Raw genomic sequence first — 16794 nt, forward strand, 5'->3', positions numbered from 1 at the left:
AGATCAGCTCCTAAAAGATGGGTTTGTGGTAAACACCATTTTAAAGGAAGCTGATCTTTTTTGTCCGAACAGCGTTCGGATTAATTTTACAATCTACCATTTATACTATCCAAGAAAAATTTAATCACATTCAAACGGAAAACGCACAGTTAGGCATTGATGCGACTCGATTACGAGTGCAAGATATAGTAGATGTTTTTTCAAAAGATGGGGGCAAAATTGCACTTAGAGATATGGGAAGTGCTACAGAGAGCTTTGTAAAAACTGAACTAGCTATAAATCAAAGTGACGCTCGTCTAATCTTATTGGAGGAGCCAGAGAATCATTTGTCGTTTACTCAATCAAGATTACTAGTTGATCAAATAAAAAAATTTGTTCAAAACTCGGGACAGTTAATTGTAACAACGCATGAGTCGTTATTAGTTACCAGGCTGAATTTAAGAAATTTAATTTGGCTTAGTGGAAAAAATTTACAATTACCGTTTAGTGAATTAGACGCAGAAGTCGCAGAATTTTTTGAACGGATGGATAATCTAAATATTTTGCAAGTTATTTTATCGAATAAATTAATTTTAGTTGAAGGTCCAACTGAGTATATAGCAATAGAAAGTATGATTAAAGCCGTTACAAAAAGTGACAGCAATTCACTGGGGATACACATTATGTCAATGCATGGAGATCTCATGAAGCGATTTAGGCCTTTGGTTAAAATTTTAGGAACTAAGACCTTAATTATTACTGATAACGATGGTGCAGAGGAAAAAATGAAGGATAGAGAATCGGATGAAAAAATATATGTTGCTACACCTTCAGATACCAATCTATTCACCTTTGAAGTTGCGCTTTATGAGGAAAATAAAAACTTTATTCAAAATAGTGAAATATTCCAAAAATCTAGTAAGACAGAGTGGAAAAAGCATAAAAATCTGGATAAAAAATTAGTGCATATGTTAAATAATAAGGTTGATTATGCTTTAAAGTATGATGATCTAATAGAAAAATCACAGATAATGACTCCGCAGTACATTAAGGAAGGTTTAGAATGGCTAATAAATTAATTCAGGCCGTTGCAGGTGCAGGAAAGACATATACTATTACTCATAATTTGCAAAGTGAAAAGCGTTATTTATTTTTGTCATTCACTCGTGAAAATGTTAAAAATCTTCGGCGAAATCTTGCTGATAACAAAGATGATTCTATACAAGTTAGTGCAGCTACCTTTTCAACCTTCGTAATTAACTGGCTTTTTTTCCCTTTTTTATCAAGTATTGAGCCAAGATTGGTAGATTTTAAGGGAAACTTTACAACTGAGGAAGCTACTAACGATTCGCGTAAGGCTGCATACTACACGATACAAGAAGCAAGGCACTATTTGAACAGTTCAGGTTTAGCTTATTTGAATCGCCTCTCAAAGTTAATTAATAGGCAGAATAGTAAATATCTTAAAAAGGCGTTTAAAAGATTGAGCAGATTTGTGGATGTATTGGTTATTGATGAATTTCAAGATTTATTGGGTGAAGACTTTAAACTTGTCTGTAAACTTATGAAACAGAATCAAGTTGAAGTCATAATAGTTGGGGATATTTTCCAAACAGACGTTACAAAATCGAATTTTAAAGAGAAAAATTCTCCTTTATCAGACATTAAGAGTGAGGAAGCCTTGAGAGATTTCATTGCAAAGAAAATGGGGAGAAGAGTTTTGGTTGATACCAATTCACTTAAACGATCTCGAAGAATTTCAGAATCGGTGGCAAATTTTGTGACAAGTCATCTTCACGTAGCTATTGAATCAAATAAAGATCATGATGGAGATGTACATATCATAAAGGAACTTGATTCTTTATACTCTTTGATGGAAAAGCAGCATCATGTTCTCGGATATAGACGTCCAGATGAATTGTTTGGTAACCAGATATACAACACGTGGCAGTATACCAAAGGTGATGAGTTCAGTGATGTAGTAGTAATTTTATCGCAGAAAGCGGAAGATTATCTTAAGAATGATTCTGTTAAATTAAGAGGATCAACACGAAATAAATTATATGTTGCTATGACTAGAACCTTAAGTGACCTATATATAGTTCCGTTTTCAGTTTGGAAACAGGCTAAATTAAGGATCAATCCCCATTAATTGTTAAAAGTTATGATTGGTATGTAACCGATTCCACCCCCGCCCCTTTCAGTGTTACAATTATCTTGTTTAGAACTTGATAATCTGACACTAAAAGGGGTTTTTCTCATGACAACCAATAATCCAAAATTCAAACCCGGCACCTATCACGTTGATGCACCGGGCCACAACGGGACATTTCCAATCGAGGTGACGTTTAGTGAGGACCGCATCGAATCTGTGAAGGTGGACGGTAAAACGGAAACGGACGGCATCGGTAGCAACGCCTACACGACCATGCCACAGCAAATTGTCGATGGCCAAACGCTGAACGTTGACGTCGTAACCGGCGCTTCTGACACCAGTCATGGGATTTTGAGTGGGGTCGCTGAAGCGATTAAACAAGCTGGCGTGGATCCTGAAATCATCAAGGATCGCCCACACTACGTTGATCCGGATGCAGAGGTAGAGGATCTTGATTACACCACGGATATTGTCGTTATCGGTGGTGGAGGTGCCGGTTTAGCCGCAGCTGCAACCGCACTCGACCAAGGCAAGAAAGTCGTTTTACTCGAAAAAACGATGGCGCTAGGTGGTAATACAGTACGCGCTGGTGGTCCAATGAACGCCGCTGATCCAGAATGGCAAAATCAATTTAAGGCTTTGCCAGGCGAAGATAAGACGCTTGAGGAGCTTACGGAATACGATTTGGACCAAGTGGACGATGAGTATAAAGCTGACTTTGAAACCCTAAAGGGTCAAATTAGGGAATATCTGGACAGTAAAAAGGATTACCTGTTTGACTCGGTGGAACTGCACCGCATTCAAACTTATCTAGGCGGTACCCGAACCGATTTGCAGGGGAACCGCATTTACGGCAAGTACCCATTGGTTAAAAAGTTAACTGATAATGTGCTTAATTCCGTTAAATGGTTGAAAGAAATTGGCGTGAAGTTTGATGAAACAGAAGTTGCCATGCCGGTTGGCGCACTATGGCGTCGGGGACATAAACCACTGGAACAGGCGGGCTTTGCTTACATTAAGGCGTTAGGTAAGTACGTTGAAGATCACGGTGGCATTATTTTAAAAGAAGCACCGGTTATTCGCTTGATGAACGTAAATGGTAAGGTGAGTCGTGTGATTGCGGAGCGGGCAAATGAACAACGCATCACGGTGCGCGCAGACGCTGTCATTTTGGCAACGGGGGGCTTCGGCGCCAATACTAAGATGGTGCAGGAATATAACACATATTGGCCAAGTATTGACGATGATATCCCAACGACTAATTCACCAGCGATTACCGGTGATGGAATTGCGCTGGGACAAAGTGTTCACGCCGATGTGACGGGCATGGGCTTTGTCCAAATGATGCCGGTCTCTGACCCAGAAACCGGTGAGCTGTTTAGTGGTATTCAAACGCCACCAGCTAATTTTGTGATGGTCAATCAGGAAGGTAAGCGTTTCGTAAACGAATTTGCTGAACGTGATGTACTCGCCAAAGCGGCATTTGAAAACGGGGGGCTGTTCTACCTGATTGCCGACAATGAAATCAAGAAAACGGCTTATAACACGAGTGAGGCTCAGCTTGAACAACAAGTTAAGGATGGTCGTTTGTTCAAGGCGGATACCCTAGCCGATTTGGCCAAGCAAATTGATGTGGACCCAGTTGTGTTGGAAGATACGATTAAGAAGTACAATTCTTACGTGGACGCGGATAACGATCCAGAGTTTGGTAAGAACGTGTTCGACCTTAAAGTGGAACAGGCACCGTTCTACGCGACACCACGGAAACCGGCGATTCACCACACCATGGGTGGCTTAACCATTGATGCCGATGCCCATGTGCTGAATGCAGACGGGGAACGGATCCCTGGCTTGTACGCAGCCGGAGAAGTCGCTGGTGGCTTGCACGCTGGTAACCGATTAGGCGGTAACTCGCTGGCTGATATTTTTACCTTTGGACCAATTGCAGCTAAAACTGCAGCAAGTGAAATCGTGGATACGGCGTCGGGTGCGTCGATGCATTAAAGTGAATAGGATATGAGAAAGGCAACTCTTCGGGTGTGAAGGGCTGCCTTTTTGTGTTAAATGTGCTTTTATATTCAACTGATGTTGACTGATAAATTCCCCCCATATAATTAAAAACAGATTAAAAACTAATCTAATTTTAATTGTATGGGGGTTAAGGCTTGAAAATTACCGATATTCTTGCCAAAGAGGCAACGATTATGCTAACTGAACCGTTAAAGGTGACGTTTGGCGATATCAAAGAGGTTAAGACACTATTTATTAAAATTGAAACGGATACGGATTTGGTAGGATTTGGGGAAAGTTGCCCCTTTGAACCGGTAACGGGGGAAACATTGTCAACAGAGCAAAAAGCGCTTGAATTCCTGAGCCCTGCCTTGTATGGACAAGATCCACTTCAAATTGAAAAAATACATAATATTATGGATGATCAAATTGTCGGTCACACCGCGTTAAAAGCTGGTATTGATTTGGCGTTATATGACCTTCTGGGAAAACAAGCTAACTTGCCACTTTACAAGTTACTTGGAGGAGCAAGTAATCAAGTGACCACCGATATTACAATTTCCATCAATCCAGTGGACAAGATGGTTAGTGATGCGCAAAAGTATGTTGCTCAAGGATTTAGTGAATTAAAAATTAAGGCAGGTTTGGACAATACTCATGATGAAAAGGCCATTGCGGCAATTTTAGAAGCTGTTGACGATGACACAGTTGTGAAGTTGGATGCCAATCAAGGCTGGACGTCGAAGCAAGCCGTAAGATTTATGAATCGATTTAATAATACAAAGTTAGAAATGCTAGAGCAGCCACTACCATACACGAATACCAGTGATAATGCCCTCATTAGACAGAACATTTCTCAAGATTTAATTTTAGATGAATCAGTTCACGATGCTCATGATGCCTTCTCTGTACTACAAAATAGGGCAGCTGATGTTGTGAATATTAAATTAATGAAGTCGAAGGGAATCTTTGGGGCTGAACAAATTAATCGAGTAGCCGAAGCTGCTGGTGTGGCTTGCATGATTGGCTGTATGGCTGAAACAAGATTAGGAATTGCGGCTGCGGTTCATTTTGCAGCAGCTCACAAAAATGTTCACTATTGTGACTTAGATAGTTTCATGATGTTTAAGGAACCGGACTGGTTAAGTGGTGGCTTCGAACAAAATGGTGATGTCTTAACGCTCACTGAAGCACCAGGTTTAGGAATTAATTTAGAATTTTAGGGGGAAATCAAAATGCATAAACGAACAAAAGTCATGCTGGGAGCCGCAATGGTGAGTCTATTCCTTGTGGCGTGTGGAAATTCAGCAGAATCAAACAATAAATCTAGTGTCACACTTGGACTGAACACGGAAGTAGCATCTCTTGATTCGCTTAAAGCTCAGGATCCAAATAGTTTTGATGTTCAGGCAACGATGATTAGTGGTTTATACAAGATGAATGCGAAGGATGAGGTTGTTCCTGATGTTGCAAAGGGAATGCCTAAAAAATCAAAAAACAATACCGTCTATACGATTAATCTTCGACACAACGCAAAATGGTCAAACGGAGCTTCTGTCACGGCAGACGATTTTGTATATGCATGGAAGCGTGGTGCAGAACCAGCAACCAAGAGTAATTATGCTTACATTCTTCAAACAGTTTTGAAGAATGGTGAAAAAATTGCAACGGGGAAGATGGATGCGGATAAGCTTGGGGTTAAAGCAACAAGCAAATATCAACTTCAAGTGACGCTCGAAAAGCCAACACCATACTTTACTTCATTACTGACGTTTAACCCGTACTTCCCACAAAATCGAAAGTTTGTGACGAAGCAGGGTAAAAAGTATGCTACTTCGCCAAGCACAATGATTTACAATGGTCCATTCAAATTGAAGACGTACTCGCAAGGGGCAACCTCAGTTACATTAACCAAGAACAAGAAGTATGTTGGTAGCACTAAGACTAAGCTAAAGACGTTGAATTTCAAAGTTATTAAGAGCACTTCTACTGGCCTAAACGAGTTTACAGCCAAGAAGTTGGATATGATATTCTTGAGTGGTAACTTAGTTAAGAATAATAAGGATAAATCGTCATTTAAAACGATTCCCAACTCTATGGTGACTTACCTCAAGTTCAATTTGAAGAACGAGACGTATCAAAACAAGAACTTCAGAAAAGCGGTATCTAATGCCATCAACACCAAGCAACTGGCTAACCAAATATTGGCTGATGGTTCATCGACGCTGACTGGATTCATCCCACCAAAATTCGTCAAAAATTCGGCTACTGGCAAAGATTTCCGAAGTGAGGGTGGCGATTTAAGTCAGCCTGATAAAGCTAAGGTAAGCAAATTCTGGAAAGCAGCTCAAAAAGAATTAGGTAAGAAGAATATCACAATTCAACTATTAATTGATGATGAAGATTGGCAGAAGACGACTGGTGAATACATCCAGTCTCAACTGGAAAAGAATCTACCAGGCGTTAAAGTTAGCCTACGTTCGTTGCCTCAGCAGCAAGAGTTGGCGCTTGTGGCTGGAGGCAAATTCCAAATGGTCCTGGCACAATGGGGACCAGATTATCAAGATCCTAATACTTACCTTGCCAACTTTACAAGTGGACATCCTGTTGGGTTTGATAACAAAACGTACGATGCCTACATGAATGCAGCAAATGGCTAGAACGTTAATAATGCGGCCAAACGATTTGAAGACTTGCACAAAGCCGAGAGTTACTTGGTTAAGGAACAATCCGCCTTAGTTCCGCTGAACCAACAAGTGTATTCGGTTATGCAAAATACTGAACTAAAGGGAATTCAACATCACATGGTTGGTGGGCCGTTCACTTATGCGACTGCTTACTGGAAGTAAAGGTTGAATAACTAAACTAAAGCTCAATCCACTCAGGGTTGGGCTTTAATTTTCAGGATAGGAAAGAGGAATTGCAATGAAACAATTTGATTTTTATCAAAGTGGTATTAAACAAGCAAGTTTCTATGTGGCTGATAGCGAAATCACATATACAAAAAATGACCAAGATTCTCAATTATTGGACAAGCCCGCTAATCAGCAATTAACTGCTGATATGAAGGTTAATCCACAACAATTGTTTAATGAGTGGCAACCAGAGTTTGAAACAGGCAACTTTAAGCAAACAACCCGGTTTACGACTAGTTGGGGTGCACAATATGAACCGACGAGTAACGAACATTTATGGATTCAGCGACAAGCAAAGCCAGCGGTCAATTTGATTATTAATCAGCAAACTTTGGTTGGTTTTCAGATTTCAGTCCGAAATTTAACAACGATTTTGGTTAGACCAGGTTTTGAGCATCTAACGATATTGAAGCAGTGGGAAGATGCAGGAATGTTGCTCTCTAAAGCTCATCGCCTAAAACGTCGGTATACCGCAATGGTGGAAATGCGCGACGGTGTCAAATTGGCAACCGAGATTTTTCTACCCGATAATGTGGACACACCATTGAGTACGGTATTAGTTAGAACACCATATGGTAGAGAATTGTTTTTCCATGATGAATTTCGATTTGTCGAACGAGGATATGTGCTAGTTGTCCAAGACACTCGCGGTCGTAACGACTCTGAGGGTGATTGGCTACCCATGTATTATGAGCGTGAAGACGGGCAGGATACGATTGAATGGATTGCTAATCAGGAATGGTCGAATGAACGAATTGGAATGATAGGGGGATCATACGGTGGCTACGTCCAGTGGGCAGCTGCTTCGTCGGGGACTCCCTATCTAAAAGCACTAGTCAGCATGGTGACTGCAGGCGGACCATTTACGGATACGACCTATAAGACGGGAGCTCCGTTATCTGGTAGTTTGGCATGGTTCTTTGCGACCAGTGAACGGAAGTTTCATCCTGAAAAACTGATTCGTGATGATTGGGAAAAATTGATGCAGATAAGGCCGTTATCTCAAATTCTGGTTGAAGGACTAGGACACGAAATCACAGGCTTTAGTGAATTTATGAAGCACTACGCCTATGATGATTTCTTTGAAAATATGGATTGGAAAACTCGTGGTGACCAAATTTACGTTCCAGCGCTAATTCAAAGTGGTTGGTATGATGATAATGGTGTTGGAACGACGGAGGCATTACCCTAAGGGAATGCGCAAAATCATCCTCGGACCGTGGCTACACAGTGGTAATGCACAGTATGACTTAGGACCAGTTCATCTAGGTGAAAATGCGTTACGCTTTGACATCGATCTTCAGCATTTTCGTTGGTTTGATCACTTCTTAAATGGTATCGATAATGGAATTGAAAACGAATCAGTAGTCGACTATTATACGTTGAATACCGATGAGTGGCGTCATGCTGAGTCATTTCCACCTAAGTCAGTTGAGACTAAGTGGTACTTGGATGCTAAAACAAAAGGTTTTACAGTTAAAAATCCTGAACGTATCAGCTTCTTGGACTTTGACTATGATCCTGACAATCCAGCGTCCCATTTAATTGATGTATCGGCGAATGAATTGGAGTTTCCAAATGATTACCATGATGTTGAAACGCGAGAAGATGTGGTTTCTTTCACTTCGAGCATGTTGCAGGAACCGCTCACTATTACTGGATGGTTTAAAATACAGTTCTATGCAAGTAGCAGTGCCGTCAACACTGATTGGGTGATTCGTTTAACAGATGTTACGCCTGAGGGAGAATCCATTAATATTGCGGATAATGTTGTTAACGCGATGTTCAGAGATGATATCCGTTATCCACAACCTCTGGCAAGTGGAGAGGTCTATCGGTTTGAAATTGAGAGTCAGAAAACATCGATTCAGTTGCCGGAGGGGCATCGTTTAAGATTAGATATAACGAGTAGCGCTGAAAATTTAGTATTCCCCAACAGTAATACGATTGAGGGAGCTGACGGAACTGAAACAGTCGTCGCTCATCAGAAAATCTATACTGGTGGACAGTACCCTTCAAAGTTACAATTTACTGAAGATTAGGAAAAATGCCACTAATTTTTGTTGGTTGTACCATACGACGATTACTTTTCGAAATTAGGTTTTGAGGGATGAGCATTAGTCGTTTTTACATTTTTTAGTATTATGATACGATAACAACAATATCTAATTCTGAACAAGTAGAAAACGTATGGGTGGGATCGCTTTGGACGAGAATAATAATGAAATAACAACTCGGGAACGACAAATTCTCGAATGGATTCAACAAGATCCTATGATTAGCCAAAATGATTTAGCTGATTTAGCCGGTATTTCACGATCTGGTGTAGCTGTTCATATTTCTAATTTAATGAAAAAGGGATATCTGAGAGGAAAAGGGTACATCTTCCCGCCACAGAATCATGTTACTGTTATTGGTGGAGTCAATATGGATACTTACGGCGTTGGGGTCGAGCCCTTCACGGCAAAGACGTCTAATTCTGGTCATATTTATCACTCAATTGGTGGATTAGGACGAAACATCTCTTTAAACTTGAGAAAACTGGGTATTTTTAATTATTTTATTTCGGTTTATGGGGATGATGCCGATGGTGAACAATTTAAGGTTGATGCGACTAACCATGATATGGATATCACCTACTCGAAACAGTTAATGAATGAAAAAACCTCTAGTTATATTTATCTCAATCAACCTGATGGTGAACGGTTTATTGGTTTGGATGATATGGAAATCAATGACCGCTTAACGCCAGAGTTATTGGAAGCTCGTAGTGAAGTCATCCGACATTCTCGAGCTGTTATTGTGGACACAAATCTACCAGAGGACACTATTCAATGGGTGGTTACGCATTTTGACGGTCCCGTCTTAGCAAAGGCAGTTTCGCTCGCAAAAGTTGGAAGGCTGCAATCCAGCTTGTCCAGCTTAAATACATTAGTGATTAACGGTATTGAGGCACCGGTATTGGTAGAAACTGTTCCGGGAGATAAGGAAAGTGCCCTTAGGTGTGCTCAAGAATTAGTCGATACGGGTGTTGAGAATGTCTTTCTCTATGTTGATAATATCGGAACGGTTTATGCCAATCGGCAGCAGCACATTTTTTTACCACAGCCAGACATTCACCAAAAAAATACCAATGGCGCAGGTGGTGCCGCAATCGCTGCGTTAGTCCTAGCAGCAGTAAACGGACTAGATTTTAAGCAGACAGCACAACTAGCGGCCGCAGCAGCGTATATTACTTCTGAAAGCCCAGATTCAGTGAACGAAGCTATGAGTACTGATTTAATTCAGAAAAAAATTGAATCGCTATTTTAAAACATCGAACGGAAGCGTTCGATGTTTTTTTAGTACATAAGTTAAAAAGTTCACAGAAGATATTGACAGCGCTTACATAATGAGATAAATTATAGTCATTAACAAATGCTTATTCAAACAAACAAAAGTTAATTAATTCTTTCAAGCAGGAGGAACAACCATGATTACTAAAAATGAATCGGCAGATGACTACGTTGTTGTAATTGGTGGGATGAACATGGATATCTATGGAATGCCAACCAATGAAGTTATTAATCGCGATTCTAATCCCGGTGTTGTTGGCATGACCGTGGGCGGTGTTGGACAAAACATTGCTCAAAATCTAGCTCACCTCGATGTGCCTACGTATTTAATCACTGTGTATGGCGACGATTATAATGGGCAGCTCTTACAATCTTCATGTGAACGAAACAATATCCACTTGGACTATGCATCTGAACTAAAGGGCGAACGCTCATCTACTTATATGTATATCACCGATGATACGGGTGATATGTTAGTGGGTGTCAACGATATGGGCATCTGTAAAAATATTTCACCGGAATTTCTAGCACAAAGATTGGACTTCATCAATGGCGCTAAGATTTGCTTGGTAGATGCTAATCTGGAAAAGGCAACCATTGATTGGATTGGAACACATGTTACGGCACCAATTTTTGGTGATACCGTTTCTTGTGCTAAAGCCGAACACTTTTCTGGAATATTAGATAAGGTAGAAGTTCTGAAACCCAACAAATTGGAAGCATCTTTACTTTCAGGTGTGGAGATTGTGGACGAAGAAACTGCTAAAGAAGCAGCGCAAATATTGTTGGATAAGGGGATTCAGAAGATTTTTATTTCACTGGGTAAAGATGGCATTCTCTGCGCACATCAAAATAAATTCGTTATTATTCATCCGTATCGGACCATTATGGCGAATGCCAATGGTGCAGGAGATTGTGGTATGGCGGCTATTATTTGGAGTTACTTTGATAATCCCGCAAGACATTTAGGTGAAGTTGGTCGTATTGCCCAAGCAGCTTCAAGTATTGCGCTGGAAAGTTCTAAATCAGTTCCAGATATTACTGTTGATCAAATTATGAAAAAACTTGATGGTATGAGTTTACTAATTTAATAAAAAAGGAGTTAAAAACAATGATTAAGCAACTATATTCTCTAATTCAATTTGATGAAAGTGTTAAAACGATGGAAGCAGGTGCAGATAATATTGGATTGGTTCCTATGCAAAATGGTGGTGTTCCCGCACATCGAGTACCACTTGACCGTGTTCATAAGATTTTTGATGAATGTAAGAAGCGTGGGGTCAATTCAGTTGCCATTATGCTGACGAACGATCCTGAAGAAATGCTACAACTGGCAGAAGAGGTTCAAGCAAATATCCTCCACATCGCTGGAGATGGTTATACAGCCACTCCCGAATTCAGACAACGATTAAAAGAAGTTGCACCAGATACTGAATTAATGCAGGCCGTACTAGTGGATGATGAATCAGCCATTGAACGTGCGAAGGCGGTGGATCCTTTTGTAGATTATATTCTGCTAGATTCAGGGTTGGCACCAGATACAGGAATTGGCGCAAGTGGTATGACTCATGATTGGGATATTGACGCCAAAATTGTGGAATCGGTTAATGCAAAAGTGATCGAAGCTGGTGGCTTGGGACCAGATAATGTAGCAGATGCAATTAAAAAAATAAAGCCATATGGTGTGGATTCCTTAACTAAGACAAGTATCAAATACGAAGGCGGTCACATGGAAAAGGATATCGAAAAGGTACGTCTATTCTGTGAGCGAGCTGACCAAGCAGCAAAAGAAATTGGTTTGTAGGCTTCATGGAAAGTAGTGAAATGACGAAAAATCGATTAAGTTTGAAGAAAATTTCTGTAGCAATGATAGGGATTTTTCTGGTTTGTATTGGCGTCGCCTTCAATAACAATACTGGCCTCGGTAATGATCCAGTTGGAATCATTTACGACGGACTTAGATCGTTTTTTCATATTCCAATTGTTCAGTTGGGATTTGTTTCGAATTTTATTAACATTGCGCTCATAGTGGTTCTGTTATTGATAGGACGCCATTACGTTAATATAGGTACTTTTATGTATTTAATTCCGTATGGGTTATTCATCACTATTGGCTCTCATTTGTACCCGGTACTTTTTCAGAGCAATGCTATAGGAGTGAGATTACTTGGTGGTTTAACAGGTATCACGCTTTATTACATCGGGATTAGTCTCTTTGTTGCAGCTGATATTGGTGTAGATCCGTTTAATGGGTTTATGCTGACCATTCGAGATAAAACAGGTTGGAGTATTAGACGAAGCAAAATTACATTCGATGTTGTACTCATGACTAGTGGATTTTTATTAGGTGGTAAGTTTGGCTTAATCACAATTGTAACCGCTTTAACGACTGGCCCAACTATCCAAGCACTTGGAACATGGATTCAAAAGCACATTTTATTTGAAAGGGAGAGTTAGCGTGGTCAATTTTAAATTACTACAAAAAGTAAAAGTAGTTAGCACTGATCATTTAGAACAAACAATTTTAGACATTGTCAAAACTGAGGGGTATAAACGCCCACTTTTCGTGATGGATAATTTTATGACCAAAGTACCGCTAGTAAGAGCAGTGCAGGACAAACTTAGTACGAACGGAATTACCCTTTCCGTCTTTGACAAAGTGGTTTCAGATCCACCAACAGAGATAATCGATGAAGGTGTAACGGCCTTTCAAAACCATAAAGCAGATAGCTTAATTGCCATTGGTGGCGGGAGTTCTATTGATGTTGCTCGAGGGATTAACATTGTCCGGGTTAATGGTGGCACGATTCTGGATTATGTATCACCAGAAAAAGAAATCAAGGAAACGCCGGGATTGATTTCGGTACCAACTACCTCTGGAACAGGGAGCGAATTATCCAATGCATTAGTAGTGACGGATAAAGAAAGCCAACAAAAGCTGGCCATTCTTGCTGATAATGCAGTTAGTGAGTATGCCGTTTTGAATCCAGATTTAGTCTTATCCCTGCCTCAAAATATGACCATTGCAACGGGCTTAGATGCTTTTTCTCACGCAGCAGAAGGTTACCTATCTCGATTATCATCACCAGTAACAGATGCTATTTGTGAAAAGGTGATGTTTCTGCTCTCTAATTACTTACCGCGAGCTGTGAAAAATGGACAGGATCGAGAAGCTCGCGAACGCGTGATGGTGGCTGCTACGTTAGCTGGGTGGATGCTTAATAATGCTGGTACTAACATCGGTCATTCTGCAGCGCACATCTTGGGGTCACAATATCACATTGTTCATGGTGAGGCAGTAGCCTATGCGTTACCAGGAATGTTGAAGTTAGTCGGGAGCGAAGAAACCAAAAAAGTCCGTGAAATTGGTCAGATTCTTGGAGCTACTTATCCTGAGGACGCCTCAACAGCTGAAACCGTTGAGCTAGCGATTAATACCTATAAGGATTTTCGCGATAACGTACTTGGACTTCATCCATTTTCGGATTACCAGATTGAGCAAATGGATATTGTGTCAAACGCTAAGGAGGTGTTGCACGAAAGATTTGCTGGAAACACCCCAGTAAATTTAACTGAAGAAAAGGTGATTGATTTTCTACAACAGTTTGGACAACGATAGAAAGATGGGGATGATAAATCATGAATTTTGTATTTTTATTGACGGGGCTTACCTTGGTGTTTGTCATTGGTTGGTTAATTAGTAGTGATCGTAAGCATATTCGATTTGTGTCAATTGCCAAACTATTCGGATTGCAAATTATTATTTCGTTTGTTTGTCTGCATACTTCTGGCGGAATCAATGCACTTAAAGGGATTTCATCATTCTTTAATTGGTTGATGATTCAGGCAGCCGGAGGAGTAAATTTCGTCTTTGGCGGTTTGATGATTAAGCCAGGAGGTTCAGTGTTCTTCCTAAACGTTTTAATGCCAATTGTGTTCATTTCAGCACTCGTTGGAATTTTGAATTACATCAAGGTTTTGCCATTTATTATTAAATGGACCGGTTGGGCATTGAATAAAGTGTCCGGGATGGGTGAACTGGAAAGTTACTTCGCAGTTTCGACCGCTATTTTGGGGCAACCAGAAGTATTCCTTACAGTTAAAGATCAAATCCCTAAGTTAACTGAACAACGTTTGTACACCATTTGTGCATCAGCAATGAGTGCCGTTTCAGCCGCTATGCTAGCATCTTATATGAAGATGGTACCTGGTAAATATGTTGTTGTGGCAGTGTTCCTAAACATCCTTTCAGCATTAATTATTTCTTGTATCGTTAATCCATATGAACCTGAAAAAGATGATGAGCTAGTTAAAGTGACTAAAGGGAATGACGAACCTTTCTTCCAAGTTCTAGGAACTTACATTGTGGATGGTTTTCAACTAGCAATTACAGTTGGAGCAATGTTAATCGGTTTTATCGCATTGGTTACTTTCTTAAATAATACGTTCTTAGCAGTTGTTAATATTAGTTTTACTGACCTTATTGGTTACGTATTTGCACCAATTGCCTTCTTAATGGGTGTGCCAGCACAAGATATTGTTAAAGTTGGTGGCATCATGGCGATGAAGTTAATCACTAATGAATTTGCTGCTATGGGGACCTTACAAGGCGTTGCGAGTGAATTGACGACTAAATCTAATGCGATTTTATCAGCTTACTTAGTTTCGTTTGCTAACTTTGGAACGATTGGGATTATTACTGGCTCTATCAAATCCATTAGCGCTGAACAAGGCGCATTTGTTGCTAAGTTTTCAATGAAATTATTGGTTGGTGCAACACTTGCTTCCGTATTAACAGGAACGATTGTTGGTGTTTACTTTTAAATAAAAGTGAGGAGAATTCTGATGCAATCAAATAAACGAAAATTAGTCTTGATTACTGTTGCTGCTATTGTATTGTTTGTTGTAAGTAATTCCTTGGTCTTTATGTTTCAGGCTCAGCAGGCGAATACGGATGTGATGATTCGCTCAGGAGTCTTTGTAGCGGTTTTGTATGGTTGGGGATTAGTCAGATTACTTGCAGGAAAACGATTTGCAGTACCATTCATGAACTTTATTAATTCCGTTTATGGAATGGGATTCATCAGCAATATCGCACTCGCGACAACAAAGTTATCTGGCGGCATTGTGCCACTAGTCATCATATTGAGTCTAAGTGGTATTGTAATTAATATCTATGATTCAATTCTTGCCAAGCAGTTTCATCAACGGCAACTAGCTTTGACTGATTAAATTAATTAAGAAGGAAATCAAATCATGACAAAAATTATTTTAGACTGTGATCCAGGACATGATGATGCACTTGCAATGATGATGGCAATTGCCTCACCAAAGATTGAGCTTGCTGCAGTTACTTCATCTGCAGGGAATCAAACTCCTGAAAAGACATTGAATAATGCAATGAGATTACTAACGTTGATGAAACGTCAGGATATCCCAGTAGCTGGTGGGAATAAAACGCCGCTAGTAAAGCCACTTGCTACGGCAGGAAACGTACACGGTAAATCTGGTTTGGATGGTGCAGAACTTCCAGAGCCTGATTTTAAAGTTCAAGATATGACAGCAATCGAATTAATGGCAAAAACCATTAAAGAATCTGATGAAAAAATGACACTTGTTGTGACCGGTCCAATGACCAATGCTGCGTTATTTCTTCGGGTATATCCTGAGTTAGCGGAGCGAATTGAGCGAATTGTATTTATGGGTGGTGCGATGGGACTTGGAAATTGGACACCATCCGTTGAATTTAATATTTTCGTGGATCCGGAAGCGGCAAAAATTGTCTTAAATTCAGGAATTCCATTAACGATGGCACCATTAAACGTTACGCATCAAGCACAGATTTTGAAACCGGAGATTGCGGCTATTGATGATATTAAGAATCCCGTAGCACACGCATTCTATGGATTACTTAACTTCTTTGAAATCTATCATGAAGCTCCAAAGTGGGGATTCAAGGGTGCACCATTGCATGACCCTTGTACCATTGCCTGGTTAATTGATCCGGAGATGTTTGAAAGTGAAACTATGAATGTTGATGTCGAAACCCAAGGTGAATTGACTAAGGGCGAAACAGTTTGCGATTATTATGAATTGACTGGTAAGCCTAAGAATACGGAAGTGCTTTTGGGGATTGACCGTGATAAGTTTATTCAATTAATTCGTGAATCGCTGAAGACGTTTGGATAATACTAGAAACGTTCATTGATGAATTGAAAAAAGGCCTATTCTGCCTCCTCCAAATTGAGGGCGATAGAATAGGTCTTTTCAATGTCGTTAATTTTTAAAAGATTAGTAGGTATTGTGCCCTGTCAAGTTTACACATTAAATAATAAAAATTAGTTGGCTTTGCCAAAACGGTATTCCGCTGCGGTAAGGTCATTTCTCTTCACTGAGATAA

At 40.1% G+C, this 16794-nt stretch carries 16 protein-coding genes; all 16 read left to right on the forward strand.

The features are described from left to right. Positions 1–107: 107 nt before the first annotated feature. The 16 genes from LOSG293_RS07980 to rihA all read left to right on the forward strand — a co-directional run bounded on the left by LOSG293_RS07980 (position 108) and on the right by rihA (position 16583). Positions 108–1058 (forward strand): ATP-dependent nuclease, encoded by a 951-nt coding sequence (locus tag LOSG293_RS07980; protein ID WP_439950832.1) that lies wholly within the window; start codon positions 108–110, stop codon positions 1056–1058. Next, a complete protein-coding gene (locus LOSG293_RS07985) occupies positions 1043–2131 on the forward strand; it encodes an AAA family ATPase (protein WP_034529085.1) in 1089 nt (362 codons plus the stop codon). Before LOSG293_RS07980 ends, LOSG293_RS07985 begins: the two co-directional genes overlap by 16 nt. A gap of 108 nt (positions 2132–2239) precedes the next feature. Beyond that, positions 2240–4138: a flavocytochrome c gene (locus tag LOSG293_RS07990; RefSeq protein ID WP_034529087.1), complete on the forward strand. Its 1899-nt coding sequence runs from the start codon at positions 2240–2242 to the stop codon at positions 4136–4138. A 161-nt stretch (positions 4139–4299) separates the two neighbouring features. Then, the gene (locus LOSG293_RS07995; RefSeq protein WP_034529089.1) at positions 4300–5367 is read left to right on the forward strand and encodes a mandelate racemase/muconate lactonizing enzyme family protein; all 1068 of its coding nucleotides are present in this window, start codon (positions 4300–4302) and stop codon (positions 5365–5367) included. A 12-nt stretch (positions 5368–5379) separates the two neighbouring features. Further along, the gene (locus LOSG293_RS08000) at positions 5380–6804 is read left to right on the forward strand and encodes a peptide ABC transporter substrate-binding protein (protein WP_235786834.1); all 1425 of its coding nucleotides are present in this window, start codon (positions 5380–5382) and stop codon (positions 6802–6804) included. Positions 6805–6837: 33 nt separating this feature from the next. Beyond that, positions 6838–6993, forward strand: coding sequence for a hypothetical protein (locus LOSG293_RS10155; protein WP_235786835.1), 156 nt, complete (start codon positions 6838–6840; stop codon positions 6991–6993). A gap of 76 nt (positions 6994–7069) precedes the next feature. Further along, on the forward strand, positions 7070–8251 hold the full coding sequence (locus LOSG293_RS10270) for a CocE/NonD family hydrolase (RefSeq protein WP_268870194.1): 1182 nt from the start codon (positions 7070–7072) through the stop codon (positions 8249–8251). Between the two features lie 4 nt (positions 8252–8255). Then, a complete protein-coding gene (locus LOSG293_RS10275; protein ID WP_252904012.1) occupies positions 8256–9101 on the forward strand; it encodes a CocE/NonD family hydrolase in 846 nt (281 codons plus the stop codon). Positions 9102–9264: 163 nt separating this feature from the next. Continuing rightward, positions 9265–10371 (forward strand): PfkB family carbohydrate kinase, encoded by a 1107-nt coding sequence (locus LOSG293_RS08010; protein ID WP_235786836.1) that lies wholly within the window; start codon positions 9265–9267, stop codon positions 10369–10371. 160 nt (positions 10372–10531) lie between these two features. Continuing rightward, the gene (locus LOSG293_RS08015) at positions 10532–11485 is read left to right on the forward strand and encodes a PfkB family carbohydrate kinase (protein WP_034529091.1); all 954 of its coding nucleotides are present in this window, start codon (positions 10532–10534) and stop codon (positions 11483–11485) included. Positions 11486–11505: 20 nt separating this feature from the next. Beyond that, entirely contained in the window at positions 11506–12198 is a 693-nt protein-coding gene (locus LOSG293_RS08020) for a phosphoribosylanthranilate isomerase (RefSeq protein WP_034529093.1), read from the forward strand. A 5-nt stretch (positions 12199–12203) separates the two neighbouring features. Then, entirely contained in the window at positions 12204–12851 is a 648-nt protein-coding gene (locus LOSG293_RS08025; protein ID WP_034529095.1) for a YczE/YyaS/YitT family protein, read from the forward strand. A gap of 1 nt (position 12852) precedes the next feature. Continuing rightward, positions 12853–14013, forward strand: coding sequence for an iron-containing alcohol dehydrogenase (locus LOSG293_RS08030; protein ID WP_034529097.1), 1161 nt, complete (start codon positions 12853–12855; stop codon positions 14011–14013). Between the two features lie 20 nt (positions 14014–14033). Continuing rightward, a complete protein-coding gene (locus LOSG293_RS08035) occupies positions 14034–15218 on the forward strand; it encodes a NupC/NupG family nucleoside CNT transporter (RefSeq protein WP_034529100.1) in 1185 nt (394 codons plus the stop codon). A 21-nt stretch (positions 15219–15239) separates the two neighbouring features. Continuing rightward, complete coding sequence (locus LOSG293_RS10160; protein ID WP_235786837.1) at positions 15240–15626, forward strand: hypothetical protein; 387 nt, start codon at positions 15240–15242, stop codon at positions 15624–15626. A gap of 21 nt (positions 15627–15647) precedes the next feature. Next, positions 15648–16583: a pyrimidine-specific ribonucleoside hydrolase RihA gene (rihA, locus tag LOSG293_RS08045; protein WP_191976230.1), complete on the forward strand. Its 936-nt coding sequence runs from the start codon at positions 15648–15650 to the stop codon at positions 16581–16583. Positions 16584–16794 lie beyond the last annotated feature (211 nt).

The sequence above is a fragment of the Secundilactobacillus oryzae JCM 18671 genome (assembly GCF_000740055.1).
GTDB classification, from domain to species: Bacteria; Bacillota; Bacilli; order Lactobacillales; family Lactobacillaceae; genus Secundilactobacillus; species Secundilactobacillus oryzae.